Genomic DNA, 25340 nt, shown 5'->3' on the forward strand with positions numbered 1-25340 from the left:
CGGCCAGCGGGGAGAGGTGGCGCCGTGCGGCCGGCGAGTGGCGCCGGGTGCGGGGTCAGCCGGCCTTGCGGCCGGCGGGGGAGGTGAGGGAGGCGACCGCGGCCACCACCTCCGAGGCGTTGGACAGGTCGGGCAGGACGACGTCGGCGCCGGCCTCGCGGAGCTCGGCGGTCATCGAACGCCCCGAAGCGACACCGATCATGGCGGCCCCGCCGATCTTGGCGGCCTGCGCGTCCCGCGTGGAGTCTCCGATCACCACGGTGTTGGCCGCCGTGAAAGGTGTCCCGAGCCGCTGTTTGGCCCGCCCCTGGGCGACCTGCAGCAGCGTCGCCTTGGGATAGGGCTCCTCGCCGTAGCCGCCGAGCTCGAAGTCGATGTACTTGTCCAGCCCGAACGCCTTGAGCTTGTGCACCGCATTGCTCTTGATCGTGCCGGTCAGCACCGTCTGCACCACGCCGTCCAGCCTGGACACCGACTTCAGCGCGTCCCTGGCCCCGGGCATCATCCGCCCCTGCTTGGCCAGCCGCCCGCGCCGGTCGGCGAAGGCCTCGGCGAGCGCGGACAGGAACCGGGGCAGATGATCGTCCTCCGCCTGCACGCCGTTGACGGCGAGCGTCTCGAAGACGATCTCGGAGTCCGGCCGGCCCAACGGCGGCACGAGCTTGACCAGCGGCCGCCCGGTCACGGCGCGGAACGCCTCGGCGTAGGCGTCTCTGGACACGATGGCGACGTCGACCAGGGTCAGGTCGACGTTCCACAGCACAAGGCGATTGATGGCAGCCTCCTGAGGGGGACACTGCAAGGGTACGGGCGGTGCCCGGTCAGGACCGCCGTGTGAGCGATTTAAGCATCTCCGGGCGAGTCTCGGGCCCTATGCGTGGTCGAGCGCGTCGGCCAGGGTGTCGACCACCGGCAATCCGGTGCTCTCCAGCTCCGCCCGCGTGGTCATCCCGCCGGTGTAGAGCACGGCACGGGCCCCCACGTGCTTGGCCGCGATCCCGTCGTCCACGCTGTCGCCTATCACCAGGACCTCGCCGGGATCCACGCCGAGGGCCTGGATGTGCGCGGTCATGTGGGCCGCCTTCTCGCCGCCCGTGGTGCCGAGCAGCCCGTCGATCCTGGTGAAGTGCCCGCTGATGCCGAACGAGTCGACCTTGGGCACCAGATGGGCGTGCGGCGCCATCGAGCAGAGCGACTGGGTGCCCGTCCAGTTGGTCAGCACCAGCTCGGCGTCGGCGGCCAGCGCGCAGGCGTGGGCCAGCCGGTAGTAGTGCTCGTGGAACCCGTCGTCCAGCAGCTTCCACTCGCCCTCGGCCAGGGGGCGGCCGAGCAGGCGCTCGTAGGCGACCCAGATGGGCCGCGTGTAGACGGCGCGGAAGCCGTCGGCGGTCAGCTCGGGCAGTGCGTACGGTCTGAATACTTCGTTGGTGGCTCCGACCACGGCGTCGATGTCGTGGAAGAGGGTGCCGTTCCAATCCCAAACAATGTGCTTCGTCATATCGGCGTCCAGCTTATTGGGCGACCATGACATTCCCGTGAACGCCGAGCGGCCGCGCCCGTCCGGGTCGCGGCCGCTCGTGCGGAAGGGTCAGTCGCAGGCGCCTTCCGGGTCGGTCATGCCGCTGCCGTTCTGGCCGCCCCGGCCGCCGTTCCACTGGACGGAGACGCTGCCCCAGGCGCAGACGTTGTTGGCGTAGAGCATGTTGCCCCAGTGCCGGCCGCCGTTGCCCTTCTTGAAGCTGAAGGTGTCGATCTTGGCGACCTTGGTGGTCCTGCCCTTCCCGGTGTACAGCCTGATCGTGCCGGTCGCGGACTTGGCCGTGCGGATCTCGACCCAGTTGGTCTTGCACTTGCCGGACCACATGAGCTTGATGGTCCCGACCTCGCCGTGGATACGGCTCTTGATGTCCGCGGTCTCGACCACGCGGGCCGAGTTGCCGCAGCCCGACCTGTAGGGGTCCTTGTGGTCGTACCTGTGCGCTGCCTGCGCGTGGGCGGGTGAGCCTGCGACGAGGGCCATCGCCGCCGCTGCCCCCACCGCGGTCGCCGCAACTCGAAGCTTCACTTGGACCCACTCCTTGCGTCAGAGAACACGTGCTGGGTCGCGACCTTAGCGAGGGTCGGCTCCGAGCGGTCAAGCGATTGTGATCTATGTCATGATCTGTGATCTATGTCATGGTCGCAGCAGGTCGGGGATCTCCTGCGTCGCGTACCACATGAGTTCGTGCGCCTCGGCTCCGTCCACGGTGAACCTGGCGTCGTCGTCGCCCTGGTCCGAGGCGGGCAGCGCGTCGATCGCCGCCTCGATGTCGGGCACCGCGGACACGTCGTCGATGTGCACCGAGGCCACCTTGGCCAGTGGGACGGGCTCGGAGAGCCGCACCCTCCCGCGTTCCTCGAGCTCGACGCCCATGGAGACCGAGCGGTCGGGCACCTCGGCCGCGACCACCACACGCCGGGGCGTGGCCTCCAGGCCGTCGGCGCGGTCGGCGGCCAGCATCCGCAGCGAGCCGCGGGCCGCCTCGGTGAGTGCGACGTACTCGAGCTCCTCGGTGTCTCCCGAGGCGTACCACTCGGTCAGCGCGGGGGTCACCGCGTAGCCGGTCAGCGGGGCCGGGCCCAGCTCGCCCTCCTCGACCGCGAGGGCGAGGGCGGGGAGGGTGCACGGCAGATAGACGCGCATGACGTACCTTTCCTGCTTTCATCGCCGAGCTCGGCCCGGCGGGCGGCGATGGAGACCATCGCCGTGCTTATGGTTGCCGAGCCCGGCTCGGCGTGCTGCGACCGATCCGCAGCGAAGTGAGGACATCGATCGCGAACTGCAGGGCACCCATCATGCCCGCCGCAACGTGAGACGGAGGAGAGACTCGAGTTCCGCGATGGTCGTGTCCGCGTCGCGGTGGTGTATTCCGGTCATGCCGAGTGTGCGGGCGGCCACGATGTTGGCCTCGATGTCGTCGATGAACACGCATTCCTCGCCCGGCAGCCCGACCTGGTCGAGCGCGTGGCGGAAGATGCGCGGCTCGGGCTTGCGCATGCCGACCTCGCCGGAGATCACCACCGCGTCGAAGACGTCGTCCCAGTCGTCCCGGGGGTACTCGTTGGACCAGGAGTTGGACACCAGGCAGGTCTTGACGCCGTGCTCGCGGATGTCGCGCAGCATGTCGTACATCGACTCCACCCGCTCGAAGCCCGCGAACATCCGGGCGAGCAGCCCTTCGGCCACCGGCGGCACGCCGTCCAGGGTCAGCAGGCGGGCGGCCAGCTCGCGTTCGAAGGAGGGGCCGTCGAGCTCGCCCCGTTCGAGGGCGTGGACGGTGCTCTCGCCGTCGCCGCCGCGGTAGGCGTGGTCGATCATCTGGCGCATCACGTCGCGGTAGTGCTCGCCGTCGATCCTGTCCGCCTCGATCCACTTCGCGATGGCGTCGGTGAGGCTGGTCGTGAGCACCCCACCCCAATCGATCAGCACACCCGTGACCACGACCACCTCCTGGCTCGAATCCGGTTCTAGGGTAAGGCGTCCGCGGGCCGCCACGGCGCCGCCGCGGAAGGGGCCGCGCCGGTGTCCTGCCGTCGATGACGGGCACTGCGATTCCTATAAAAGAGAAATGCCCCATTTATCGGGATTCAATGGTGCGCTGGGTTTTTGCTTGACAAAACCTCTATTAGAGGTGGAAGTTCGGTGATCCGGGTAGGCATCGGCATATGAGTACAAAGATACGGGGAATTGTCGCTCTGGCCCTCGGTTGCGGTCTGCCATTCCTGGTGGGCACGCCCGCCGGCACGGAGACGAAAACCGAGACGAAAACCGAGACGGCCGCGCTGAAGCCCGGCGATCGCGGGGAGAGCGTCACGCTGCTGCAGCGACAGCTGCACCGCGGCGGCTACTACTACGGCCCGGTCAACGGCGTGTACGACGAGCAGACCCAGTTCGGCGTCTGGGCCTTCCAGAAGAGCCGCAGGCTGCCGCCGAACGCGGAGATCGGGCCGGAGTTCTGGAAGGAGCTGGAGCGGCCGGCCCGCAACCGCCCCCTGGTGTCCGGGGGCGGCGCGAACCGGGTCGAGATCGACCTCACCCGCCAACTGCTCACCGTCTACCGCAACAGCCGCCCGGTGCTGTTCTCGCACATCTCCTCGGGGGCCGAGGTGCCCTACTGCCTCAACGGTCACTGCGGCAACGCCGTCACGCCGGTGGGGAACTTCCGCGTCAACCGGCGGGCGCCGGGGTGGACCACCGGCCCGCTGGGCCCGATGTTCAACTCGCTCTACTTCGTCGGCGGCGTCGCCATGCACGGCTCGACCAGGGTGCCGCCGTGGCCCGCCTCGCACGGCTGCGTCCGAGTCCCGATGGCCGTCGCCCATCGCCTGTACGAGCTCGTCGGCATCGGCCACCCCGTGTACGTGCGCGGCGACTACAAGGCCTGAGAGAACGTGAAGAGCCGCCCCGGATCATAGGCGGCTTTCACCTGGGCCAGCCGCGCGGCGTTGGCACCGTAATACGCGCTCCGCCAATTCGTTAAACCGGGGTCGATGTAATTGACATAGGCGTGATCCCCGAAATGTCGGGACATGTCGGCGTGTATTCCGCGCAGCCACGTCCGATCCATTCCATCCTGGTAATACTGCACGCTGAAAAGGGCCGCCCGATGCGGGAACGCCGTGGCCGTCGCGCCCACCCGGCCGATCGCACCGCCCATGGCGTCCATCAGCACCATGTGCCGCCCGCCGCGCGCCACTCCGTTCACCAGTGCCCGGACGCCGTCCGACGACAACCCCTGGTACGCCAGGTGCGACTTGGCCGCGAACGCCGTACGCGGGATCCGCCGGCACTCGGCCACCGACCGCGACCCACAGCCACCCATGATCTTCATGGCTTCCAGATAGGAGGTGCCCTGCACCGAACGCGACGAGGGCCGGCCGACCGCGGCCACGAACGGCGCAAGCAACCGGTCGAGCGCGGACCTGCCACCCAGGTACGCGCCCAGGACCTCCACGCCCAGGCCGCTCGCCGACCGCGCCAGATGCAGTGACGACCACAGCTCGTCGGGCGCCGACGGGGCCCACGACTGCCATGCCCGCACCGCGGCCAGCGCCTTGGACCATGGCCAACTCAGGAAGAACACGGTCACGTCGCGGGCCTCGAAGGTCCTGAACGTGAAGGACACGGCCACGCCGAAGTTGCCGCCGCCCCCGCCCCTGCAGGCCCAGAACAGGTCGGCGTAGTGGGTGGCGTCGCAGGTCAGCACGCGGGCCGTCGGCCGTGACGACCGTCACCGACTCCAGGAGGTCACAGGTGAGGCCGTGCTTGCGCGACACGACCCCGAGCCCGCCGCCCAGCGTGAGCCCGCTGATGCCCACGGTGGGGCAGGTGCCGGCGGACACGCTCACGCCGTGCCGGGCGAGCCGGTCGTAGACGTCGATCAGCTTGGCCCCCGCCCCGATCGTGGCCCGGCCGCCCGCATGGGCGACCGAGCGCATCCTGGACAGGTCGATCACCAGCCCGGTGCCCGTGGACCAGCCCGCGTACGAGTGACCGCCCGAGCGGGCGGTGACCGGGACGCGGGCCGTCCGCGCGAACGCCAGGCACGCCGACACGTCGGCCGCGCTCTCGCAGTACGCCACCCCGCCCGGCCTGATCCGGTCGTAGGCCGGGTTGTACAGGCGGCGGGCGGCGGCGTATCCGGCGTCGCCGGGCAGGACGAGCGTCCCCGACAGCCGCCTGCGCAGTCCTCGCCAGTCAGGCGCCGCCGCGGCGAGCCCCAGTGGGGCCAGGGCGGCGACATGCAGAAAATCGCGCCGGCCCATGGCCGTGTCCCGGCGCGCCAAATCCCAGTGGTCCATGGGCGCCCTCCTCCCGATCGATGTCAATCGACTGGTGAGACGCCCGGGTGGTCCACCGGGTTCGGGTTCACGTCACTCGGCCGCCCCTCTGGCCCCCTACCCGACCCGCGAGAACCGCGGCATCGGTCCGGTCTTCGTCGTGCCGTCCTTCCTCACCAGCCGCAGCGGCGACCCGTTCGACTTGCTCGACTTCTTCTCAGGGCCGGGACCGTGCCCGTCCCCGCTGGCCGAGGCGAGTCTGATGGCCAGCGCCGGGCACATGTCGACGGCCCGCTGCGCCTCCTTGGCCATGAAGCCGGGGATCTTCTTGAACGCCGGGAACCCGTAGTCGTCCAGCGTCACGAACTCCGGCAGCAGGTGCGCGCACAGCCCGTGCCCGATGCAGCGGGACCAGTCGACCTCCAACCGGTATTCGGGCTCCTTCTCGAACTCGGGCATCGGCATCACGCCGCGTATCGGCCGCCCGCAGGAGCCCTGCTCCAGGTGGAGCGTGATCTCGTTCTCGAACGCGTCCAGCGCCGACAGCACGAACTTGGCCGTGCCGTCCGGGTGGGAGCACGCGCCGCGCCGCTCCACCAGGCGCACGGCCCGCCGGATCGCGTCCACCGAGCCCCTGCCCTCGACGAGGTCGCACATGAGCCTGCCGATGTCCGGCAAGCCGAGGCGGCAGGGGCCGCACTGGCCCGCCGACTCGGACCCCAGATAGGCGGCGACCCTGGCGGCCTCGCCCAGCGAGCACGTGGACGAGCCCACCGGGACGATGATCCCGGCTCCCAGGGTGGCCCCGGCCGCCTTCATGCCCTCACGCGAGACCACGGCCCTCTGGACCGCCTCCGCCGACAGCCACGCGCCGTGATAGCCGCCGAAGAGCACGCCGTCGCCGATGTCGGCCTCGCACAGATTGAGCACGTCGGCCAGCATGACGCCGGTCGGCACCTCGATGACCGCGCCGTTGGCCGCGCCGCCGCTGACGGTGAGCAGGATCGTGCCCGGTTCCTTCACCGTGCCGACCTCGGAGTACTTCTCCGGGCCGTACTCGGCCAGCAGCGCGAGTTGCGCGAACGTCTCCGTGTTGGACAGGAGGGTCGGCAGCCCGTCGACACCGCTCTGCGCGGCCCGCCTCTTGCGGCCGGGCGGGATGCCCTCCAGGCCGTTCACGGCGTTGACGAGCGCGCCGCCTTCCCCTGAGATGAACCGCTCCTTGATGCCGACCACGCGGATCGGCACGCGGCTCTCGACGCCGCCGGACACATTGGCGGCCCGGCGCTCCTCCACGGCGGCGTTGACGGACGCCTCGGAGACCTCGCCCCCGGGGGTGGCGAGGACCACCTCGCGGGCCCCCAGAGCCTCGGCGGCCAGTACGGCGCCGTCCAGGACCAGGTGGGGGTTGCGGGTGAGCAGCATCGCGTCCTTGGAGCTGGCCGGCTCGCCCTCAGCGCCGTTGATGAGGACGACGCACTCGCCCTGCGAGCCCACCGCGTCGGCGACGGCTCGCAGCTTGCGCGCGAACGGGAACGCCGCGCCGCCCCGCCCGCGCATGTCTACTTCGTTCGCGTACGCGATGAGCTGGTCCAGCGTGCGCGGCTTCATGACGCCGTGGAGCGTGCGGTGGGCCGGCAGGTCGATGCGCCGGGCGTGCTCGAGCCCGGCCGTCAGCCGGGCTGGACCCATTCGTAAGACTCGTGGCACTCGAGCCGGAATCACGGTCGCTCCTTGGCGGTTGCGGTGAGGTTCATCCGGCCTCCCGGTATCTGCGTCGAGCCTCGGCGAGGCTCACCGGTGTGTTCTCTGCTGCGTTGAAGGCAGCGTTTTGAGCTGCGGCCGCACTGGCGGCGGCCGCGGCAGCGGCGGCCCGGTTCGCCGCCCCGACCGTCTGCGGCCGCTCGTTGGGCACGACCACGGGGATGGGCGCCGTCACCTCGGGCCCTCGGACCTTCTCGGTCACTGCGGGTGGCCGGCGCATCGAGGCCAGCACGCGCACGACCAGCGCTGCGCCGACCGCCGCCAGACAGGCCACATAGGACCAGTTCACCCACTCTCCGAGCGTCTGGCGGCCGGCCGCCATTCCATGCAGGATCGCGACCGGCCAGGCGATGTATGCGGTGGAGTGCAGCACACGCCAGACCCACGGCTTGGCCTTCACCGCGAAGCGCCCTCGCATCATTCCCGTGGCCACGGCCACCATCATCAGGTCGAAGGCCAGCAGCCCGAGACCCTTGTAGAGGCCCGCGACCGGGACGACCGCCGCGGCGGGCGGCACATGTCCCAGACCGATCATGAGTGCGATGTGCGTGATCAGGAAGGTCATCCCGAGGATGCCGAAGGCCTTGTGCGCGAGCTGCGACCTGACCCTGCCGGCGATCGACAGGAAGACCCGTTCAGTCGTGATGATGCCGAGCGCGACCGTCATGGTCAGCGTCACCAGGGCGAACACGCCCATGTAGTACTCGAGGAAGCCCACCACCCGGCCGAGCAGCGCGACGCCGCGCTCCGTACTGGTCACAGCGAAACCTGTCAGGACGACAGCCATGATCATCGCACTGACTCCCAGCCGGATGCTTCGATTGTCCAGCTTGGTGGGAGAGTGCCGGGGGTGTTGTCTGTGGAGCATCTGTGTTCCCCTCCAAGATCGGGTGAGGGTGCGACTCGGAAGGTCAGCCCTTGAGGGCGTGATTCAGGGTCAGCAACGGCGGCCCCGGTTGATGCAGTCGACGACGAAGCGCATCAGCCGATCGGGCATGACGTTGGCGAAGTCGGCGTGGTCGGTGATCGGGTTGTGCTTCTCCTCGGGGAAGGAGTCCAGCGCGAACGACGGGCCCTGCGGCACGGAGTACGCGAGGGTCATGCGTAGCTGCGGGATCGCCCTTGTGCCCTGAGGACAGGCACCGTTCTGCCCGGGGAAGACCACGTGCGTGCGGTGGTTGGCGCTGTCGGTGTTCTGTCCGTCCCAGCAGCTGGGGAAGTCCAGGATACGAAGGACCTGGCTGCCGCGCGGGCAAAGCGGAGATTTGTCGGTCGCTATACGGTTTTGGAATCCCGTGCAGCTCCACGCGGCGCGCGCGTTGGCCGGACCGTTCGCGTTCCCGCGGAACTGGAGCTGTACCGAGCGCGCCGTCAGCACCTGGCCGACGTTGCCGTCGGGGTCGTTGGAGTTCGCGTCCGCCTTGCGGTCCCTCAGCACGGGCCGGAAGTACGGGCTGTTGCCGGGGTTCTGGGTCTGCGTGGGCCTCGGGCGGCCGCGGCGGAACGTCTGCGCGTTCTCCTCGTCCTCGGGCGCCGCGGTGGGGTCCTGGTTCTGGCCCTGCTGCTGTCCCTGATCCTGGTCCTGGGCGCCCGCCTCGGGGGAGGCGACGGGGTCCAGCACCGCGACGCCGCCGCCCTGGGGGGGCCTGCGGTCCCGTGGCCGCGACGGCCAAGGAGGGGACGGCCGCGGCCATGCGCCTGGATCTGCTCACTGCTGTCTCCTCATGTCTCCCGCCAGAGCGACTGGCGGAGCGGGTGAGGGCGTCGGGGGCTCCGGCAGCTGGCTGTGGTCCACCAGGCCGGTGGACTCCAGGTAGGTCATGTGGCGCATGACGAAGGCGTTGGCGTCCGAGGCGAGCTTCCTCACCTCGGCGTTGCGGGTTCCGGCCCGTACGAGCGCGATGGCGGAGAAGACCTTGCCGTGCGCGGCACGCAACAGGTTCACGTAGTCCTTGTCGAACGCCGGGCCGCTCTCGGAGGCCATCTGGGCCAGCCAGCTCTGCTGGTCGGCGTTCGGCTCGTCGGGCAAGGCCACGCCCAGCTTCTTCGCTGATTGGCGGACCAGCAGGTCCAGCTTCCCGTGTTCATCCTTGATCTGCCTGGCAACCTGCTTGACCCGTTGGGACTCGGCGCGCGTCTGGGCGTAGTCCCCTGCCGGCATCTCCCAGAGGCCGGCCTGGCGCACCTTGATCAGGAGGTCGCGGTCAGCAGCGGTGAGGGGCCCGAACGACGTCGTCGTGGACTGGGTGGCCGCGGAATCGCTCGGAGACGGCATGATCAGCACGGCCGTCGCCGCGGCGGCAAGAACGAAGCTGGCGAGCATGAAGATCTCGCCACGCAGAAGCCTGTGCATGGTGTGAGGTACGCGGGGGGCATGAGCCTGGTTCACCTATGGCCGGAGATAGTTAGAAATGACTGGAGTTATCGGAGTGGCTACCGGACCGATAACAAAGGTGTAAAGATGTGCCCCGTGCTAGGTCACCTCGACGGCAGGTTCGAGAGTGCGGATGCCGAGGCGGAGCATCGCATTGCGGTGCTTTACCAGGAGTTCGGCGGCCCTCTGCTGCGCCACGTACGTAAATCAACAGGCAACGACCTTCAGTGGGCTGAAGACGTCGTGCAGGAGACGCTCGTCCGAGCTTGGAGAAACTCGGCAAGACTGCAATGGGAACCAGGCCTCATATGGGCATGGCTACTCACGGTAGCCCGCCGTATCGTCATTGACGGACGTCGACGTAAGAGTGTGCGGCCACAGGAGGTCGAGCCACCCGAAGTCGACACGCTGGCGGTGCCGGACGGCTCGGAGCGAGCCCTCTCGGCGATCGTTGTCGCCGACGCGCTGCGCAGTCTGTCCGAAGAACACCGGGAAGTAATAGAGCAGACCTACCTTCGAGACCGTACGATAAGTGAAGCGGCGGAGATTCTGGGGATCCCGCCGGGCACGGTGAAGTCCCGGCTCTACTACGGGATCCGGGCTCTCCGCGAACAGCTGCGGGACAAGGGGGTAGCCGGCTGATGCATGACGAGGTGGCCGCCTATGTCCTCGGCGTCCTCGATGAAGAGGAGCACGAGGCGTTCGAGCGCCACCTCGACACATGCGAGCAGTGCCAGGCGGAGCTACTTGAGCTTGCCGAGCTGCCGGAGCAGCTCGACGAGCTCAAGAACACCCCCTCAGCCTCCGACGACGATCCCCCTATGTCGATGTCGCGTTGACGTCTATCACCTTTTCGGGTGGTATCGGTACGGCGAGGCACTACGTCCGGCGGACCATGGCCGGGCGGTTCAGGGGGAGGTGTTCGGTGGGCATCAACGGTGATGCGCCCGGTCCCCCGCAGCGGCAGTTCGGCGAGGAAGGCGGCCGGCTGTCGTACGGCGGCTACCTTTGCCTGCCTGCGCTGCTCGCCCAACAACAGCCCCAGTCGGAGGCTCCCGACGAGCTGCTGTTCATCACCACGCACCAGATCTACGAGCTGTGGTTCAAACTGCTGCTCCACGAGCTGGAGGCGGCGCGTGCCGCCATGTTCGACGGCGAGCTGTGGCAGGCCAGGCACCTGTTCCGGCGGGTGCACGCGGTCGAGCGGGTGATGATCGAGCAGGTCGAGGTCCTGGAGACGATGACGCCTCAGGACTTCCTGGCGTTCCGCTCGAAGCTGGCGCCCGCCAGCGGATTCCAGTCGGTGCAGTTCCGCGAGCTGGAGTTCCTGTCGGGGCTGAAGGACGAGCGCTACCTCATGAGCTTCCGCAACGCCAGCGAGACCGAGCTCGCCAGGCTGCGCCGGAGGCTGGAGGAGCCCACGTTGTGGGATGCTTACCTGGCCGCCCTCTCTCAGCGAGGCCTACCGGTCTCCGACGACGAGATCATGGCTTCGCTGCTGGCCGTGGCCAGAGACCGCCGGTCCTACGACGACCTGTGGCAGCTGGCCGAGGACCTCTTGACCCACGACGAGACCGCCGCCCTGTGGCGGATGCGTCATGTCCAGATGGTCGAACGCCAGATCGGCACCAAGTCCGGCACCGGCGGCTCGACCGGCGCCCCCTATCTACGCGATAGAACGCGTCTGCACTACTTCCCGCTTCTGTGGGAACTAAGGGCCTGGCTATGAACGGCCACGGCGTACCCTCACAAAGGAGTGAGACCCAGATGCCCCTCGACGAGGCCAAGGACGAGCTGCTCCAGCGAGCCGCGGAGAGCTGTGCGGCGAGCAGCGAACACGTGACCACCGAGGAGGCGCTGTCCTTCCTCCGGTTCTACTACCGGCACGTGGCGCCGGAGGACCTGCTCGACCGCGACCCGGTCGACGTCTACGGTCCGGCGATGTCGCAGCGCCAACTGGCCGAGGTGCGCCCCCAGGGCCGGGCCGTGGTCCGGGCCTACACCCCGACCCTGGAGGAGAACGGGTGGGACCCGGGCCACTCCGTGGTCGAGGTGGTCACTGACGACATGCCGTTCCTGGTCGACTCGGTGACGATGGAGCTGGACCGCCACGACCTGGGCATCCACCTGGTGGTCCACCCGCAGATGCGGGTGCGCCGCGACATGACGGGCCGGATGCTCGGCCGGGGCCAGGAGGACGTCACCGGTCAGATGCTGGTCGAGTCGTGGATGCACATCGAGATCGACCGGCAGTCCGACCACGGGGTGCTCAAGAAGCTGGAGGACGACCTCCAGCGGGTGCTCGCCGACGTGCGGCACGCGGTCGAGGACTTCAGGAAGATGCGGGCGCTGGCCGTGCAGACCGCGGAAGACCTGAGCATGAACCCGCCGCCGCTGGAGCCCGCGGAGGTCGAGGACAGCATCGACCTGCTGCGCTGGCTCGCCGACGGGCACTTCACCTTCCTCGGCTACCGGGAATACCGGCTGGAGGACACCGACGAGGGCGAGGCCCTGCGTTCCCTGCCGGGGGCGGCGCTGGGCATCCTGCGTGACGACAAGGTCGGCTCGGCGAGCTTCTCCGTGCTGCCTCCCGAGGTGCGGGCCAAGGCGCGCGAGAAGCACCTCATGATCATCACCAAGGCCAACTCGCGTGCCACCGTTCACAGGCCCGCCTACCTCGACTACATCGGGGTCAAGATGTTCTCGCCCGAGGGCGAGGTGATCGGCGAGCGGCGCTTCCTGGGTCTGTTCACGCACGTGGCCTACAACGAGTCGATCTCCAGGATCCCGGTGCTCCGGCGCAAGCTGGCCGACGTGCTCGACAAGGCCGGGCTGGCGCCCGACAGCCACGACGGCAAGGACCTGATCGAGATCCTCGAGTCCTTCCCGCGCGACGAGCTGTTCCAGACCTCGGTCGACCAGCTGCTGCCGATCGCGCTGGGCGTGCTGCGGCTGCGCGAGCGCAAGCAGGTCAAGCTGTTCCTGCGGCGCGACGACTACGGCCGCTACATCTCCTGCCTGATCTACCTGCCCCGCGACCGCTACACCACCAAAGTCCGGCTGAAGATGCAGGAGGTGCTGCTCAAAGCCCTGGGCGGCAAGGCGCTCGACTACAGCGCGATGATCGGCGAGTCGGTGCTGGCCCGGCTGCACGTGGTGGTGCGGGGCGAGCGGGGCAAGCAGCTGCCGCCGCCGAGCGTGGACGTGGAGGAGCTGGAGTCCCGGCTGGCCGCGCTCACCCGCTCGTGGGAGGACGACCTGGCGGGCGCGCTGGGGGAGATGACCTCCGAGGAGGAGGCGCCGACGCTCATCAGGCGGTACGCGTACGCGTTCCCCGAGGGGTACAAAGCGGACTTCCCGCCCAAGGTGGCCGTCGTGGACCTGCGCCGCCTGGAGGAGCTCGTCGCCGGCGGCGACGACGACGAGGTCGGGATCAACCTCTACGAGCCGTACGACGCGGCCGAGGGGGAGCGGCGGCTCAAGATCTACAAGATCGGCTCGCCCATCTCGCTGTCCCATGCGCTGCCCCTGATCCAGCGGCTCGGCGTGGAGGTCGTCGACGAGCGGCCGTACGAGGTCGACCGAGACAACGACCCCCGCACCAAGAACGCCTGGATCTACGACTTCGGGCTGCGCTACACCCCCTCCGACGAGGTCGACAGGAACGACTTCAAGCGACTCTTCCAGGACGGGCTCACCGCCCTGTGGAAGGGCGAGGTGGAGGCCGACGACTTCAACGCGCTCATCCTGCGGGCCGGGCTGACCTGGGAAGAGGTCGAGATCCTGCGGGTGTACGCCAAATACCTCCGGCAGGCCGGGAGCACGTTCTCGCAGAGCTACATCGAGCGGGTGCTCACGGGCAACGTGCGGCTGGCGCGGCTGCTGGTGCACCTGTTCGAGGCCAAGCTGGATCCGCGACGGTCGGAAGACCTGCGGACCGATCTCGTGGAGGCGCTGCAGGAGGAGGCCCTCGGGGCGCTGGACGAGGTGGCCTCGCTGGACGAGGACCGGATCCTGCGGGCGTACCTCGAGATGATTCACGCGACATTGCGCACGAATTACTTCCAAACGGTGGATGGGCGGCGCAAATCGTACATTTCGCTCAAGTTTGACCCGCAGGCCATCAGCGTGCTGCCGTTGCCGCGGCCGAAGTTCGAGATATTCGTCTATTCGCCTCGCGTCGAGGGTGTTCATCTCCGGTTCGGAAAGGTCGCCCGGGGCGGGCTCCGGTGGTCCGACCGAATGGAGGATTTCCGGACGGAAATATTGGGCCTGGTTAAGGCGCAGATGGTGAAAAACACGGTCATTGTCCCGACCGGGTCTAAAGGCGGGTTCGTCGTGAAGCGTCCGCCTGCGCACGGCACCCGCGAGGAGCTCCTCGCCGAGGGCGTGGCCTGCTACCGCACCTTCATCTCGGGGCTCCTGGACGTCACCGACAACCTCGTGGACGGCAAGGTCGTGCCGCCGCCCGACGTGGTCAGGCACGACGGCGACGACACCTACCTGGTCGTCGCGGCCGACAAGGGCACCGCCACGTTCTCCGACATCGCCAACGGCGTGGCCAAGGAGTACGGGTTCTGGCTGGGTGACGCGTTCGCCTCCGGCGGGTCGGTCGGCTACGACCACAAGGCCATGGGCATCACCGCCCGCGGCGCCTGGGAGTCGGTGAAATACCACTTCCGCACCATGGGCGTCGACACGCAGACCACCGACTTCACGGTGGTCGGCATCGGCGACATGTCCGGCGACGTGTTCGGCAACGGCATGCTGCTGTCCGAGCACATCCGGCTCGTGGCCGCCTTCGACCACCGGCATGTCTTCGTGGACCCCACGCCCGACGCCGCCCGCTCCTTCGCCGAGCGGCAGCGCCTCTTCCAGCTGCCGCGCAGCTCCTGGGAAGACTACGACCCCAAGCTGATCTCGGCGGGCGGCGGCGTGTTCCCGCGCACGGCCAAGTCCATCCAGATCACCCCGCAGATGCGCGAGGCGCTCGGCATCCCGAAGGGCGTCAACTCGATGGCGCCGAACGACCTGATCAGCGCCATCCTGCGGGCCCCGGTCGACCTGCTGTGGAACGGCGGCATCGGCACGTACGTGAAGGCGACCGCCGAGACCCACGCCGACGTGGGCGACAAGGCCAACGACAGCCTCCGGGTCAACGCGGCCGACCTGCGCTGCAAGGTCGTCGGCGAGGGCGGCAACCTGGGCTTCACCCAGCTGGCCCGCATCGAGTTCGCGCTCAACGGCGGGCTGATCAACACCGACTTCATCGACAACTCGGCCGGCGTCGACACCTCCGACCACGAGGTCAACATCAAGATCCTGCTCGACCAGGTGGTCCGCGACGGCGAGCTGACCGACAAGCAGCGCAACCAGGTCTTCACCTCGATGACCGATGAGGTCGCCAACCTGGTGCTACGCGACAACTACGCCCAGAACGTCGTCCTGGCCGCGGCCCGCGCCCAGGCCGTCGAGATGCTCCACATCCACGCCCGCTACCTGCGGCGGCTGGAGCGGGAAGGGCTGGTCAACCGGGAGCTGGAGTTCCTGCCGGCGGACAAGACGCTGGCCGAGCGCCGCCAGGCCAGGCTCGGCCTGACCGCGCCCGAGTTCTCCGTGCTGCTGGCCTACACCAAGCTCGTGGCCGACGCCGAGCTGCTCGGCTCCGACCTGCCCGACGAGCCCTATCTCGAGTCGTGGCTGGTGTCGTACTTCCCGTCGGCGCTGCGGGAGCGGTTCCGGCCGTACATGGACGCGCACCCGCTGCGGCGCGAGATCATCACCACAGGCGTGGTGAACGACCTGGTCAACTCCATGGGCACCACGTTCATGCACCGCTTCGGCGAGGAGACCGGCGCCTCGACGCCGGACATCGTCCGGGCGTGGCTCGTGGCGCGCGAGGTGTTCGACCTGCCGAGCTTCTACCGGGCCGTGGAGTCCCTGGACAACAAGGTCAGCACGGACGTCCAGATCGCCATGCTGCTGGAGGCCCGCAAGCTCGTCGAGCGCGGCACCCGGTGGCTGCTGATCAACCGCCGCCCGCCGCTCGAACTGGCCGGGTCCGTCAGCTTCTTCGTCAAGGGCGTCAACGGGCTCCTCGCCCACCTGCCGAAGCTGCTGACGGGGCCCGACCTGGCCGCCTACGAGGACCGCCGCGACTCGTTCCTGGCCAGGGGCGTGCCGCAGGAGCTGGCCGAGCGTGTGGCCGCCATGGTGCCCGCCTACTCCACGCTCGACCTGGTGGAGGTCGCCTCCGTGACGGACCGGCCGGTCAACGAGGTGGGCGAGGTCTACTTCGACCTGGCCGACCGCCTCCAGCTGGCCCGCCTCAGGGAGCGGATCATCGCGTTGCCCAGGGACAACCGCTGGAACTCCATGGCCCGCTCGGCCCTGCGCGACGACCTGTACGCCGCGCACGCCTCCCTGACCAGGGACGTGCTGGCCCACAGCAAGCCCGGCCTGCCGCCGGAGGAGCGGCTGGCCCGGTGGTCGGAGGCCAACTCGGCGGCCGTCGGGCGGGCCAGGCAGACGCTGTCGGAGATCTGGGAGAGCGACAACTTCGACCTGGCCACGCTCTCGGTCGCCCTGCGTGCCATCCGCACGCTGGTGAACGCCAGCAACCTCCCGCACACGGAGGCCTAAGGGGCAGGGCTGCGGCGGTACGTCAGCCGCCGCAGCATCACCTCCGCCGGTCCCCTGCGCCCGGCCCGGCGCATCCACTCCGCGAGCGCGACCGAGACCGCCCAGATCGCGACGCCGATCCCGGATGCGGAGGCGAACCCCAGCTCGTCGGCCAGGTCCAGGGTGAACGGGTAGAACAGCACGAGGAACGCCACCGACTGGAACAGGTAGAACGTCAGCGACCGCTGACCGAGCGCGGCGAGGGCGGTGGTGAGCGCGCCGCTTTCCACCCGGGTCGCGACAAGGCCGATGAGGGCGGCGAGGCCGATGCCGCCGGCGTAGCCGAAGAGGGTGTGCGCGAGGACGACGGCCCAGGGCACGGGGGGCGTCCACATGCCGGCCAGGAGCAGTGCTCCCGGGAGCCGGCCGATGATCGCCGCCCCGAGGCAGATCACGGTGGCGCGGCCCAGCAGGGTCCGGTGGCGCCCGGGCTCGTCCAGGATCCGGCGGCGGGCCGCCCAGATGCCCAGCGCCATGCCCGGCACGACGTCGATCGTGCCCAGGGCCGTCTTGAACGGCCACAGCTGGAGGCCGGAGAGGAGGTGGGAACCGAGGTCGGCCGGCATGATCCCGGCGCCCGTGAGGGGCACGGCGCCCGCGTACGCCAGCATGACCGGCGCGGAGACCATGAGCGCCGCCGGGACGAGCATCAGGGCGGCTGTCCAGCACAGCACCGAGTCACGGGCCCGCACCAGCGGGACGAGCACCAGCAGTGTCAGCCCGTACACCGCGACGATGTCCAGCGGCACCAGCAGCACCCCGTGCAGGAAGCCGATGACGATCAGCCACCGGCCCCTGCGCCGTAACAGTCTCTTGAGCGAGGCCCAGTCGCCTTGATGGCGGTGGGCGAGCTGCCCCAGCGCGTAGCCGAACAGGAACACGAACATGGGTCGGGCCTGGTTGTGGGCGAGCAGGTGATCGAGGAACGCGGCGACGTCGTCGATGACTCCGGAAGCCGGGCCGGAGACGAACACCGGCGCGTGCGCCAGCGCGATCGCCAGCAGCATGAACCCGCGGGCCAGGTCCGGCGCCAGCGAGCGGCCGGTCGAGGTCGTGAGGGACATGGCGTCACCCGACCCGCTGCAGGGCGCGCTCGCGACGCGCCGCCATGGTCGAACCGGACTCGCCGCGAGCCATCCGCCGCAGCACCATGGGCGCTACGAGTAGCCCGAGCACCGCCCAGGCGCCCAGGACACCGGCGGTTTCCAGGTGGCGCCAGGACTCGCCGATCTCGACCGCCACCGCCGAGTTCGGCAGCAGGGCCGAGCGCATGCCGAGCCCCATCCAGTAGATCGGGAAGATCTGGGCGATCCACTGCAGCCATTCGGGCAGCGCGGTGAGCGGGTAGAAGATGCCGGAGATCCCGATCACGCCCAGGAACGGCAGCTGGATCAGCCCCTGGGCACGTGCGCTGGGGAACGCCGAGCCCAGGACCGCGCCGAGGGGCAGCGTCGCGACCAGGCCCAGCGCCAGCACCCAGGCCAGGGTGGGCCAGGAGCCCGGGCCGATCCGCAGGCCCTCGACGATGAGCATGCCGGGGACGAGGAAGATCACCAGGTCGGCGAGGAGGCCGCCGGAGACCGAGATCACCTTGCCGATGAGGTAGGCGGGCATCCCGTGCGGGGTCGCCTTGGCCCGCAGCAGGGTGCCGTCCTCGCGGTCGGCGGTGAGCTGCTGGCTCATGCTGATCATGCCGGTCGCGGCGTTCATCCCGAGGATGCTCGGCAGCGCCAGGGTGCCCAGGAGCAGCCCGGTGGACCCGAACGACATGTCCCGGATGAAGAACATGGTGGCCACCATCAGAGCGGGCCAGAGGAAGTGCGAGAACAGCTCGGCGCCGTTGGTGAACGACTGCCGCAGCTCGATGAGGCCGCGGGACCAGCCCGCGCGCAGTGCGGTCATGACGGGGTTCATCGGGTGGTCCTCTCCGCCTGGTGGACCAGGGCGAGGTAGGTCTGCTCCAGGGAGGCGCGGTGGACCTCCAGCTCCTGGACCTCCTCGCCGTAGCGGGCGAACAGGTCGCGGGCGAACTTCGTCGAGTCGGCGGTCTTCTCGGTGAAGCGCCGGCCGCCGCGCAGCCAGCGCACCTCGTCCTCGCCGGCGATCCGCCGGGCGAGCTCGGCGGCCGTGCCGTCGGCGACGATCCGGCCGCCGTTCAGGACGAGGATGCGGTCGGCCAGTTTCTCGGCCTCGTCCAGGTCGTGGGTGGTGAGCAGGACGGTGGTTTCTTGGGTGCCTGCCAGGCGGCGTACGAGCTCGTGGAACTCGTGCCTGGCCTGCGGGTCGAACGACGCCGTCGGCTCGTCGAGGAACAGCAGCTCGGGGCGGCCCACGAGGCCGATGGCCACGTCGAGCCTGCGTCGCTGGCCGCCCGAGAGCGTCTTGATCTTCTTGTCCGCGTGCCCGGTCAGGCCGACGGCCGCGATCAGCTCGTCGGGGTCCCAGGGGCGCTCGATGTCGGGGGTGGTGTAGGCGGCGTAGTAGGTGCCGAGGTGGGCAAGGAGTTCGCGTACGCGCCATTTGCCGTGATCGCGCCAGGATTGCAGGACGACCCCGACCCGGGCCCGCCACCGTTCGTCTCCATGTGCGGGATCGGCGCCGAGCACTTCGACCCGGCCCGCCGAGCGGGTGCGGAAGCCCTCGAGGATCTCGATCGTGGTGGTCTTGCCCGCCCCGTTCGGTCCCAGCAAGGCCAGCACCTCGCCGTGGCGGATCTGGAACGTGACGTCGTGCAGCACGTCGACGGAGCCGTAGCGCATGCGCAGCCCGTCGACGTCGAGCACCACTTGTTTGCTCATGGTCACCAGATGACCTCTCTTCGTGATCGGATGTCCTCGCGCCGGGACGCATGCCGGCGGGGCCTCGTCGCGAGGGCATGGCGCGTCGCGGCCCGAACCGGGGCCGGAGCGTGAGGAATGGGGTAAGGGGAAGTGGGCGGCGGCGCTGCCCGAACGGGCGTCGCGCTGCCTGGCCGGGCTGTCCGGGCCGTGTCCGCCGGGCTGTCGGGGCCGTATGGCCGGGCTAGGCCGGAAAGGGGGTTGCCGGGCTGGTTACCAGCTCTCGTGCGTGAGCGTCTCCCGGGCGCGCGCCATCAGGGCGATCCGGTCGACGCCCGACAGGGCGAGCGCGCGGGGCACGGTGCCGATCTCGGTGTCCAGGACGCCGAGCAGCAGATGGGCGGGACGCATGTCCTTCTTGCCCTTGCAGGCGGCGATGGCGCGTTCGATCGCGAGCCGGCCCGAGGCGCCGAGCTTGGGCAGGGCCTTGGGGTCGCGGCTGGGCCGCGGGAGGTCGAAGGAGGCGAGGGACACTCCGACCGCGCCCAGACTGTGCTCGAACTCCCGGTCCAGCGCCTCCCTGATGGTCTGCCGCCCGAGGTCCTCCGCGGTCAGGACGCGGTGCGCGGCGGTGCCCTCGATGGCGGCGATCGCCAGCAGGAGGTGATGGGCCTCGGTCGTCGCGGAGCCTTCCTCCTGCGCCTCGGCCCCGCCCCGGATGATGATGTCGTTGATGTAGTGGTCGATCCTGCTCACTGTCGTCTCCTCAGCACGACGCCGGCGGCGATGAGCCGCTTGGCGTGCTTCTTGTGGACCGCCTGGCGGGTGACGCCGAGCGCCTCGGCGACGTCCGGCCAGCTCCAGCCCGCGCGCATGGCCTGCTCCACGGCGGCGTCCTCCAGTTGGTCGGCCAGGCGTCGCAGCGCCACGACGGCCGCCAGCGCGTCGGCGGGGTCCTTGGGAACGGGTACGTCTTCTGCCGGCATGCAAGCAACCGTAGTTGACTAATTCGGCAATAGTCAACTGCGGTTGCTAAAGTCAGGTGCCGGAGGCGCGGGTGAGCCCGCCGTCGTGGGCGATGACGGCGGCGGCGGAGGGCTTGGCGAGCGGCGGGACGGCGGTGGCGTACTGATGCGTCTCGACCAGCCGCAGCGTACGGCGCAGCACCGGATCGCTGATCGCCCACCGGGCCGAGTCGGGCACCGGGAGCGGGTCGTCCTCGGCCGTCCTGGTGGTCGTGGTCGTCGTCCGCGACAGTGAGTATTGGATCAGTGCTCCGCCGTCCGCGGTCCGCAACGCGTACACGGGGAAACTGTCGGCGCTGAAGATCGAGTCGTAGCTGTAGCCGCTGAGTTTGGCCTCTTTCCGCAGGTCGGCGATCTGCTCGGCCACCTCGGTCGTGTAGGGGCCCGGCGCGAGGAGGCCCGCCGTGACCCCGGCCGACCCCGTCTCGGCCACGCTGGCGTGCACGGGCTGCATGAACTGCGGGCTGATCGTGACGGTCTTGTCGTCGGGCGCCAGCGCCGTGGCGTAGCCCTCGGAGTCCACTTGGATCTCCGGCACCTGCTGGTCGGGCAGCAGCTGCGCGACGGAGCTGAGCCGCCAGAGGTCCGACTTGGCGAACGTCAGCAGCGCCGGTCGGCCGTCGCGCGTCGCCAGCGCGCTGAACCAGGGCGCCTGCTCGCCCGGCGGGAACCTCGGCACGTAGAGCGTCGGCGTCCCCCACCGGTAGCGGGGCGGGGCGTAGCCGGTCGACAGGAACGCCGCCTGGGTCAGGGGCGTCCGGCCGCCGGTGGTCAGCCCCTCCACCTCCAGCTTCAGACGGCCTTCCAGGCTGCTCTCGCCCCGTAGGCCGTCGGCCCGCAGCACGTTGTCGCCGAGGGTGATCTCGGTGAACACCTTGGCCGCCTCGGCCCGCGTGACGGCCACCGCGCTCGCGGAGGGCGAGGGCGTGGAGGAGGCGGCGGCGGGCTTCGTGGACGGCGGCGCGGCACTGCTCGTGCAGGCGGTCGCCGCGGCCAGCACGCCGGCGGCGAGCGCCAGCACCTTCCGCCGCCCGTATGCACGCACGTGGCCATGTTATTCGGGCCGAGGAGGCGTAGCCGCCTCGGCGGGCATTACGTCCGCGAAGCAGTCCTTGGTTTTGGGTTTTGGGGGGTGCTCGGAGGGCGTAGCCCCCCGAGGGGTCGCGTACGCTAGGGAGGCGTGGCAGGCATCGATCCGGCAGAAGAGATCAACGAGCTCGCGGGCACGATCCGCAGCATTCAGGACGTGCTCGACCTCGACGCGATGCGCAAGCACATCGAGGAGCTGGAGCAGCAGGTCGCCGCGCCCGACCTCTGGGACGACCCTGAGCAGGCCCAGAAGGTCACGAGCAAGCTCTCGCACCTCCAGGGCGAGCTCAACCGCGTCGAGGGCGTCGCGCGCCGCCTCGACGACCTGAGGGTCCTCTACGAGCTGGCGGCCGAGGAGAGCGACGACGACACGCGCGCCGAGGCCGACAAGGAGCTCGAGACGCTCAAGTCCGACGTCGGCGCCCTTGAGGTGCGCACCCTGCTGTCGGGCGAATACGACGCGCGCGAGGCGCTCGTCACGATCAACTCGCAGGCCGGCGGCGTCGACGCCGCCGACTGGGCCGAGATGCTGCTGCGGATGTATCTCCGGTGGGCCGAGCGCAAGGGCTTCCCGACGGAGGTCTACGAGACCTCCTACGCCGAGGAGGCCGGCATCAAGTCCGCCACGTTCACCATCAAGGCGCCTTACGCGTACGGCACGCTGCGCGGCGAGCACGGCACGCACCGCCTGGTCCGCATCAGCCCGTTCGACAACCAGGGCCGCAGGCAGACCTCGTTCGCCGGGGTCGACGTCGTGCCGGTCGTCGAGCAGACCGACCACATCGACATCAACGAGGACGAGATCCGCGTCGACGTCTACCGTTCGAGCGGCCCCGGCGGCCAGGGGGTCAACACGACCGACTCGGCCGTGCGCATCACGCACCTGCCGACCAACATCGTCGTCTCCTGCCAGAACGAGCGCTCGCAGCTGCAGAACCGGGCCACCGCCATGGCCGTGCTCCAGGCCAAGCTGCTGGAGCGCAAGCGGCAGGAGGAGGCGGAGAAGATGTCCGAGCTTCGCGGCGCGACGACCACGTCATGGGGCACGCAGATCCGCAACTACGTGCTCCACCCCTACCAGATCGTCAAAGACCTGCGCACGGGCACCGAGGCCGGCAACCCGTCGGCGGTGCTCGACGGCGACCTCGACCAGTTCATCGAGGCGGAGATCCGGTGGATGCGGCGGCAGGAGTCGGGCAACGCCGACTAACCCCCGACCGGCCTCATCGCGCTCCTTGTGATGTCGGCGTGGAGCGGGCCGGGCGGAGGAGCCGGGCTAGCGGCCGGCCAGGTGATTGACCGCCAGGGTGACGAAGAGAAGGGCGATCAGGAGCAGGGCGATGAGGGCGGGGGACAGCCCGGCGAAGCCGTGGCTGTGCATCCGCTCCCTGTTGGCGCGGCAGAGGGGGCAGCGTCCCTCGATCACGGGGTGGGCGCACTGCGCACATACGAGGTGTTCACAACTCATGACAGCCCCAAGTCTAGCCGCACAATCGTTTTGTTTCCGTTATGGACGTTCCATGCCAGTCTTCCCCCTAGACTGTGCTCTGGCCAATCGGAACGTCGATCATCAGTAAAGCCGATGTCCCCGGTCGGCCAGCGGCGGGAAGTGGGCATGTGCCACCCTCGCTTCCGTCCTGACCCCTAGACTGGCATGCCGTGATGCTCTCGTGATCCATTTCGATAATGTCACCAAGGTCTACGCGAACCAGAACCGGCCCGCTCTCGACCACGTATCCGTAGACGTGGACAAGGGTGAGTTCGTGTTCCTCGTCGGCCCTTCGGGGTCAGGCAAGTCCACGTTCCTGCGTCTGATCCTCAAGGAGGAGCGGCCCAATTCCGGCGCGATCCACGTCGCGGGGAAGGACCTGGCCCGCCTCTCCAACTTCAAGGTGCCTCACCTGCGCCGCCGCATCGGCTGCGTGTTCCAGGACTTCAGGCTGCTCCCGAACAAGAACGTCTACGAGAACGTGGCGTTCGCCCTCGAGGTCATCGGCAAGCCCCGGCGGTTCATCCGCAAGGTGGTGCCCGAGGTCATCGAGCTGGTCGGCCTGGAAGGCAAGGCCCACCGCATGCCCGACGAGCTGTCCGGCGGCGAGCAGCAACGCGTCGCCATGGCCCGCGCCTTCGTCAACCGGCCGATGATCCTGCTGGCCGACGAGCCCACGGGCAACATCGACCCCGCGACGAGCATCGGCATCATGAAGGTGCTCGACCGCATCAACAGGACTGGCACCACGGTCGTCATGGCCACGCACGACGCGGCCATCGTCGACTCCATGCGCAAGCGTGTCGTGGAGCTGGAGGACGGCAAGATCGTCCGTGACCAGTCGCGTGGCGTTTACGGCCAGGCGTACTGACAGGGAGCTGTAGACAGAACATGCGGGCGAACTTCATCTTCTCCGAGGTCTGGATCGGCCTCCGTCGCAACCTGACCATGACGATCGCGGTGGTCATCACCGTGGCGGTCGGAATGGCGATGCTGGGCGTCGGCTTGATGATCAACGCCCAAGTCGGCTTGATGAAGGGCTACTGGGGCGACAAGATCGAGGTCTCGGTCTTCCTGTGCAGCAAGGGATCGGCCATCCCGGCCTGCAACGGCAAGGCGATCACCCAGGCCCAGATCAAGGCGCTGGAGACCCACATCGACGGGGTCCCGGGGGTCAAGGAAGTGTTCTTCGAGAACCAGGCCACGGCGTGGCAGAACTTCCAGGAGGCCTACGCCTCCAACAAGGCCCTCCTGACCGCCACCAAGGTCGAGGACATGCCCCAGTCGTTCCGGATCAAGGTGGACGACCCCAACAACTACCAGTCCGTCATCCAGGCCATCCAGGGCCAGCCGGGGGTCTCCCAGGTGACCGACCAGAAGCAGCTGGTCGGCCCGTTCTTCGAGATGCTCGACAACCTCGCCATTTACGCCACCGGCGTCGCGATCGTCCTGGTGCTGGCGGCGGCCCTGCTGATCGGCAACACGGTCCGGCTGTCGGCGTTCAACCGGCGCAGGGAGACGGGCATCATGCGCCTGGTCGGCGCGTCGAACCTGTACATCCAGCTGCCCTTCATCATGGAAGGCGTGATCGCCGGCCTGATCGGCGGCGTCCTCGCGGCGGTCATCCTGATCGTCACGAAGGTCATGCTGTTCGAGGAGCTCGGCCGCTTCTTCGGTGGCGCGACCGCGCAGCTCGGCTGGGACGCCGTGGCTCAGACGATCACGTTCACCATGATCATCGGTGTGGTCATCTGTATCCTGGCCTCGTTCGTCACGCTTCGCCGTTACCTCAGGGTGTAGCCGTGCTCATGGAGTCACTCCACTCTGAGCGCCGGTAAAGTCGAAGCATGCCGCGTGAGACCGGGCGGAAGGTCATCGCCCAGAACAAACGTGCCCGGCACGACTACCACGTCGAAGACACCTTCGAGGCGGGGCTCGTGCTGCAGGGCACCGAGGTGAAGTCGCTACGCGAGGGCCGCGCCTCGCTCGTCGACGGCTACGCCACCATCGACGGCAACGAAGCGTGGCTGCTCAACGTGCACATTCCCGAATACGCGCAGGGCACGTGGACCAACCACGCCGCCCGCCGCAAGCGGAAGCTGCTGCTGCACCGCAAGGAGATCGACAAGCTCGCCGCCAAGACCAAGGAGGGCGGGCTCACGATCGTGCCGCTGGTGCTCTACTTCAAGGACGGCCGGGCCAAGATCGAGATCGGCCTCGCCCGCGGTAAGAAAGACTGGGACAAGCGGCAGTCGCTGGCGGAGCAGCAGGCCAAACGGGAGATGGCCCGAGCCCTGCGCCACCGCAACAGATGAGAGCGG

General features: G+C 69.0%; 25 protein-coding genes and 1 pseudogene. 9 read left to right on the forward strand and 17 right to left on the reverse strand.

Features of this window, described 5'->3' with window-relative positions:
• Positions 1-55: 55 nt before the first annotated feature.
• From ID574_RS24550 to ID574_RS24570, 5 genes are all read right to left on the reverse strand, one after another.
• Positions 56-763, reverse strand: a complete 708-nt coding sequence (locus ID574_RS24550) for an HAD family hydrolase (protein WP_188191284.1) — start codon at positions 761-763, stop codon at positions 56-58.
• Between the two features lie 108 nt (positions 764-871).
• The gene (locus ID574_RS24555; RefSeq protein WP_188191285.1) at positions 872-1498 is read right to left on the reverse strand and encodes an HAD family hydrolase; all 627 of its coding nucleotides are present in this window, start codon (positions 1496-1498) and stop codon (positions 872-874) included.
• Positions 1499-1588: 90 nt separating this feature from the next.
• Positions 1589-2065 carry a DUF2690 domain-containing protein gene (locus ID574_RS24560; RefSeq protein WP_188191286.1) on the reverse strand — a complete coding sequence of 159 codons (477 nt, stop codon included), beginning with the start codon at positions 2063-2065 and terminating at the stop codon, positions 1589-1591.
• 108 nt (positions 2066-2173) lie between these two features.
• Positions 2174-2683: a DUF6912 family protein gene (locus tag ID574_RS24565; RefSeq protein WP_188191287.1), complete on the reverse strand. Its 510-nt coding sequence runs from the start codon at positions 2681-2683 to the stop codon at positions 2174-2176.
• A 150-nt stretch (positions 2684-2833) separates the two neighbouring features.
• Positions 2834-3481 carry an HAD family hydrolase gene (locus ID574_RS24570; RefSeq protein WP_223167021.1) on the reverse strand — a complete coding sequence of 216 codons (648 nt, stop codon included), beginning with the start codon at positions 3479-3481 and terminating at the stop codon, positions 2834-2836.
• A gap of 224 nt (positions 3482-3705) precedes the next feature.
• On the opposite strand from ID574_RS24570, the gene ID574_RS24575 reads away from it, so the two are divergent.
• A complete protein-coding gene (locus tag ID574_RS24575; RefSeq protein WP_188191289.1) occupies positions 3706-4425 on the forward strand; it encodes a L,D-transpeptidase family protein in 720 nt (239 codons plus the stop codon).
• On the opposite strand, the gene ID574_RS24580 is transcribed toward ID574_RS24575, so the two are convergent.
• The 6 genes and pseudogenes from ID574_RS24580 to ID574_RS24605 all read right to left on the reverse strand — a co-directional run bounded on the left by ID574_RS24580 (position 4413) and on the right by ID574_RS24605 (position 9937).
• On the reverse strand, positions 4413-5246 hold the full coding sequence (locus tag ID574_RS24580) for an FAD-binding oxidoreductase (protein ID WP_188191290.1): 834 nt from the start codon (positions 5244-5246) through the stop codon (positions 4413-4415). The genes ID574_RS24575 and ID574_RS24580 overlap by 13 nt on opposite strands.
• A 64-nt stretch (positions 5247-5310) precedes the next feature.
• A pseudogene (locus tag ID574_RS62855) lies at positions 5311-5595 on the reverse strand (FAD-binding oxidoreductase); the annotation flags it as partial.
• 342 nt (positions 5596-5937) lie between these two features.
• Entirely contained in the window at positions 5938-7512 is a 1575-nt protein-coding gene (locus ID574_RS24590) for an NADH-quinone oxidoreductase subunit NuoF family protein (protein WP_188191291.1), read from the reverse strand.
• A 61-nt stretch (positions 7513-7573) separates the two neighbouring features.
• Complete coding sequence (locus ID574_RS24595; RefSeq protein ID WP_188191292.1) at positions 7574-8344, reverse strand: hypothetical protein; 771 nt, start codon at positions 8342-8344, stop codon at positions 7574-7576.
• 177 nt (positions 8345-8521) lie between these two features.
• On the reverse strand, positions 8522-9205 hold the full coding sequence (locus ID574_RS24600; RefSeq protein ID WP_188191293.1) for a DUF1996 domain-containing protein: 684 nt from the start codon (positions 9203-9205) through the stop codon (positions 8522-8524).
• An 87-nt stretch (positions 9206-9292) separates the two neighbouring features.
• The gene (locus tag ID574_RS24605; RefSeq protein ID WP_223167022.1) at positions 9293-9937 is read right to left on the reverse strand and encodes a DUF4142 domain-containing protein; all 645 of its coding nucleotides are present in this window, start codon (positions 9935-9937) and stop codon (positions 9293-9295) included.
• Between the two features lie 21 nt (positions 9938-9958).
• Between ID574_RS24605 and ID574_RS24610 the strand changes: the two genes are divergently transcribed.
• The 4 genes from ID574_RS24610 (at position 9959) to ID574_RS24625 (ending at position 16600) form a co-directional block, all read left to right on the forward strand.
• Positions 9959-10600 (forward strand): sigma-70 family RNA polymerase sigma factor, encoded by a 642-nt coding sequence (locus ID574_RS24610; protein ID WP_223167023.1) that lies wholly within the window; start codon positions 9959-9961, stop codon positions 10598-10600.
• The gene (locus tag ID574_RS24615; RefSeq protein WP_188191294.1) at positions 10600-10797 is read left to right on the forward strand and encodes a zf-HC2 domain-containing protein; all 198 of its coding nucleotides are present in this window, start codon (positions 10600-10602) and stop codon (positions 10795-10797) included. The genes ID574_RS24610 and ID574_RS24615 overlap by 1 nt, the downstream gene beginning before the upstream one ends.
• A gap of 86 nt (positions 10798-10883) precedes the next feature.
• A complete protein-coding gene (locus tag ID574_RS24620) occupies positions 10884-11687 on the forward strand; it encodes a tryptophan 2,3-dioxygenase (RefSeq protein ID WP_223167024.1) in 804 nt (267 codons plus the stop codon).
• Between the two features lie 38 nt (positions 11688-11725).
• On the forward strand, positions 11726-16600 hold the full coding sequence (locus tag ID574_RS24625; protein ID WP_188191296.1) for an NAD-glutamate dehydrogenase: 4875 nt from the start codon (positions 11726-11728) through the stop codon (positions 16598-16600).
• Here ID574_RS24625 and ID574_RS24630 read toward each other — a convergent pair.
• The 6 genes from ID574_RS24630 to ID574_RS24655 all read right to left on the reverse strand — a co-directional run bounded on the left by ID574_RS24630 (position 16597) and on the right by ID574_RS24655 (position 21486).
• A complete protein-coding gene (locus tag ID574_RS24630) occupies positions 16597-17703 on the reverse strand; it encodes a DUF418 domain-containing protein (RefSeq protein WP_188191297.1) in 1107 nt (368 codons plus the stop codon). The genes ID574_RS24625 and ID574_RS24630 overlap by 4 nt on opposite strands.
• 4 nt (positions 17704-17707) lie before the next feature.
• Positions 17708-18553 carry an ABC transporter permease gene (locus ID574_RS24635; RefSeq protein WP_188191298.1) on the reverse strand — a complete coding sequence of 282 codons (846 nt, stop codon included), beginning with the start codon at positions 18551-18553 and terminating at the stop codon, positions 17708-17710.
• Positions 18550-19437, reverse strand: a complete 888-nt coding sequence (locus tag ID574_RS24640) for an ABC transporter ATP-binding protein (RefSeq protein WP_223167025.1) — start codon at positions 19435-19437, stop codon at positions 18550-18552. Before ID574_RS24640 ends, ID574_RS24635 begins: the two co-directional genes overlap by 4 nt.
• Positions 19438-19689: 252 nt before the next feature.
• Positions 19690-20172, reverse strand: a complete 483-nt coding sequence (locus tag ID574_RS24645) for a Clp protease N-terminal domain-containing protein (RefSeq protein WP_188191300.1) — start codon at positions 20170-20172, stop codon at positions 19690-19692.
• The gene (locus ID574_RS24650; protein ID WP_188191301.1) at positions 20169-20402 is read right to left on the reverse strand and encodes a helix-turn-helix domain-containing protein; all 234 of its coding nucleotides are present in this window, start codon (positions 20400-20402) and stop codon (positions 20169-20171) included. Before ID574_RS24650 ends, ID574_RS24645 begins: the two co-directional genes overlap by 4 nt.
• Before the next feature lie 52 nt (positions 20403-20454).
• The gene (locus ID574_RS24655; protein WP_188191302.1) at positions 20455-21486 is read right to left on the reverse strand and encodes a DUF8094 domain-containing protein; all 1032 of its coding nucleotides are present in this window, start codon (positions 21484-21486) and stop codon (positions 20455-20457) included.
• A 135-nt stretch (positions 21487-21621) separates the two neighbouring features.
• On the opposite strand from ID574_RS24655, the gene prfB reads away from it, so the two are divergent.
• The 4 genes from prfB to smpB all read left to right on the forward strand — a co-directional run bounded on the left by prfB (position 21622) and on the right by smpB (position 25334).
• Complete coding sequence (prfB, locus tag ID574_RS24660; protein WP_188191303.1) at positions 21622-22740, forward strand: peptide chain release factor 2; 1119 nt, start codon at positions 21622-21624, stop codon at positions 22738-22740.
• A 460-nt stretch (positions 22741-23200) separates the two neighbouring features.
• A complete protein-coding gene (ftsE, locus tag ID574_RS24670) occupies positions 23201-23890 on the forward strand; it encodes a cell division ATP-binding protein FtsE (RefSeq protein ID WP_091079803.1) in 690 nt (229 codons plus the stop codon).
• A gap of 20 nt (positions 23891-23910) precedes the next feature.
• Positions 23911-24819, forward strand: coding sequence for a permease-like cell division protein FtsX (gene ftsX / locus ID574_RS24675; protein ID WP_188191305.1), 909 nt, complete (start codon positions 23911-23913; stop codon positions 24817-24819).
• A gap of 47 nt (positions 24820-24866) precedes the next feature.
• Positions 24867-25334 carry an SsrA-binding protein SmpB gene (gene smpB, locus ID574_RS24680; RefSeq protein ID WP_188191306.1) on the forward strand — a complete coding sequence of 156 codons (468 nt, stop codon included), beginning with the start codon at positions 24867-24869 and terminating at the stop codon, positions 25332-25334.
• Positions 25335-25340: the final 6 nt, after the last annotated feature.

The sequence above is a fragment of the Nonomuraea sp. SYSU D8015 genome (assembly GCF_008065375.1).
Lineage (GTDB): Bacteria > Actinomycetota > Actinomycetes > Streptosporangiales > Streptosporangiaceae > Nonomuraea.

Excerpts from the sequence above, each read along its gene's own strand:
- ID574_RS24605 (WP_223167022.1), bottom strand. The coding sequence starts at position 9,937 with ATGCACAGGCTTCTGCGTGGCGAGATCTTCATGCTCGCCAGCTTCGTT.
- ID574_RS24650 (WP_188191301.1), bottom strand. The coding sequence starts at position 20,402 with ATGCCGGCAGAAGACGTACCCGTTCCCAAGGACCCCGCCGACGCGCTG.
- ID574_RS24615 (WP_188191294.1), top strand. The coding sequence starts at position 10,600 with ATGCATGACGAGGTGGCCGCCTATGTCCTCGGCGTCCTCGATGAAGAG.
- ID574_RS24610 (WP_223167023.1), top strand. The coding sequence starts at position 9,959 with ATGAGCCTGGTTCACCTATGGCCGGAGATAGTTAGAAATGACTGGAGT.
- ID574_RS24555 (WP_188191285.1), bottom strand. The coding sequence starts at position 1,498 with ATGACGAAGCACATTGTTTGGGATTGGAACGGCACCCTCTTCCACGAC.
- ID574_RS24590 (WP_188191291.1), bottom strand. The coding sequence starts at position 7,512 with ATGGGTCCAGCCCGGCTGACGGCCGGGCTCGAGCACGCCCGGCGCATC.
- ID574_RS24565 (WP_188191287.1), bottom strand. The coding sequence starts at position 2,683 with ATGCGCGTCTATCTGCCGTGCACCCTCCCCGCCCTCGCCCTCGCGGTC.
- ID574_RS24575 (WP_188191289.1), top strand. The coding sequence starts at position 3,706 with ATGAGTACAAAGATACGGGGAATTGTCGCTCTGGCCCTCGGTTGCGGT.
- ID574_RS24625 (WP_188191296.1), top strand. The coding sequence starts at position 11,726 with ATGCCCCTCGACGAGGCCAAGGACGAGCTGCTCCAGCGAGCCGCGGAG.
- smpB (WP_188191306.1), top strand. The coding sequence starts at position 24,867 with ATGCCGCGTGAGACCGGGCGGAAGGTCATCGCCCAGAACAAACGTGCC.
- ID574_RS24640 (WP_223167025.1), bottom strand. The coding sequence starts at position 19,437 with ATGAGCAAACAAGTGGTGCTCGACGTCGACGGGCTGCGCATGCGCTAC.
- ID574_RS24630 (WP_188191297.1), bottom strand. The coding sequence starts at position 17,703 with ATGTCCCTCACGACCTCGACCGGCCGCTCGCTGGCGCCGGACCTGGCC.
- ftsX (WP_188191305.1), top strand. The coding sequence starts at position 23,911 with ATGCGGGCGAACTTCATCTTCTCCGAGGTCTGGATCGGCCTCCGTCGC.
- ID574_RS24635 (WP_188191298.1), bottom strand. The coding sequence starts at position 18,553 with ATGAACCCCGTCATGACCGCACTGCGCGCGGGCTGGTCCCGCGGCCTC.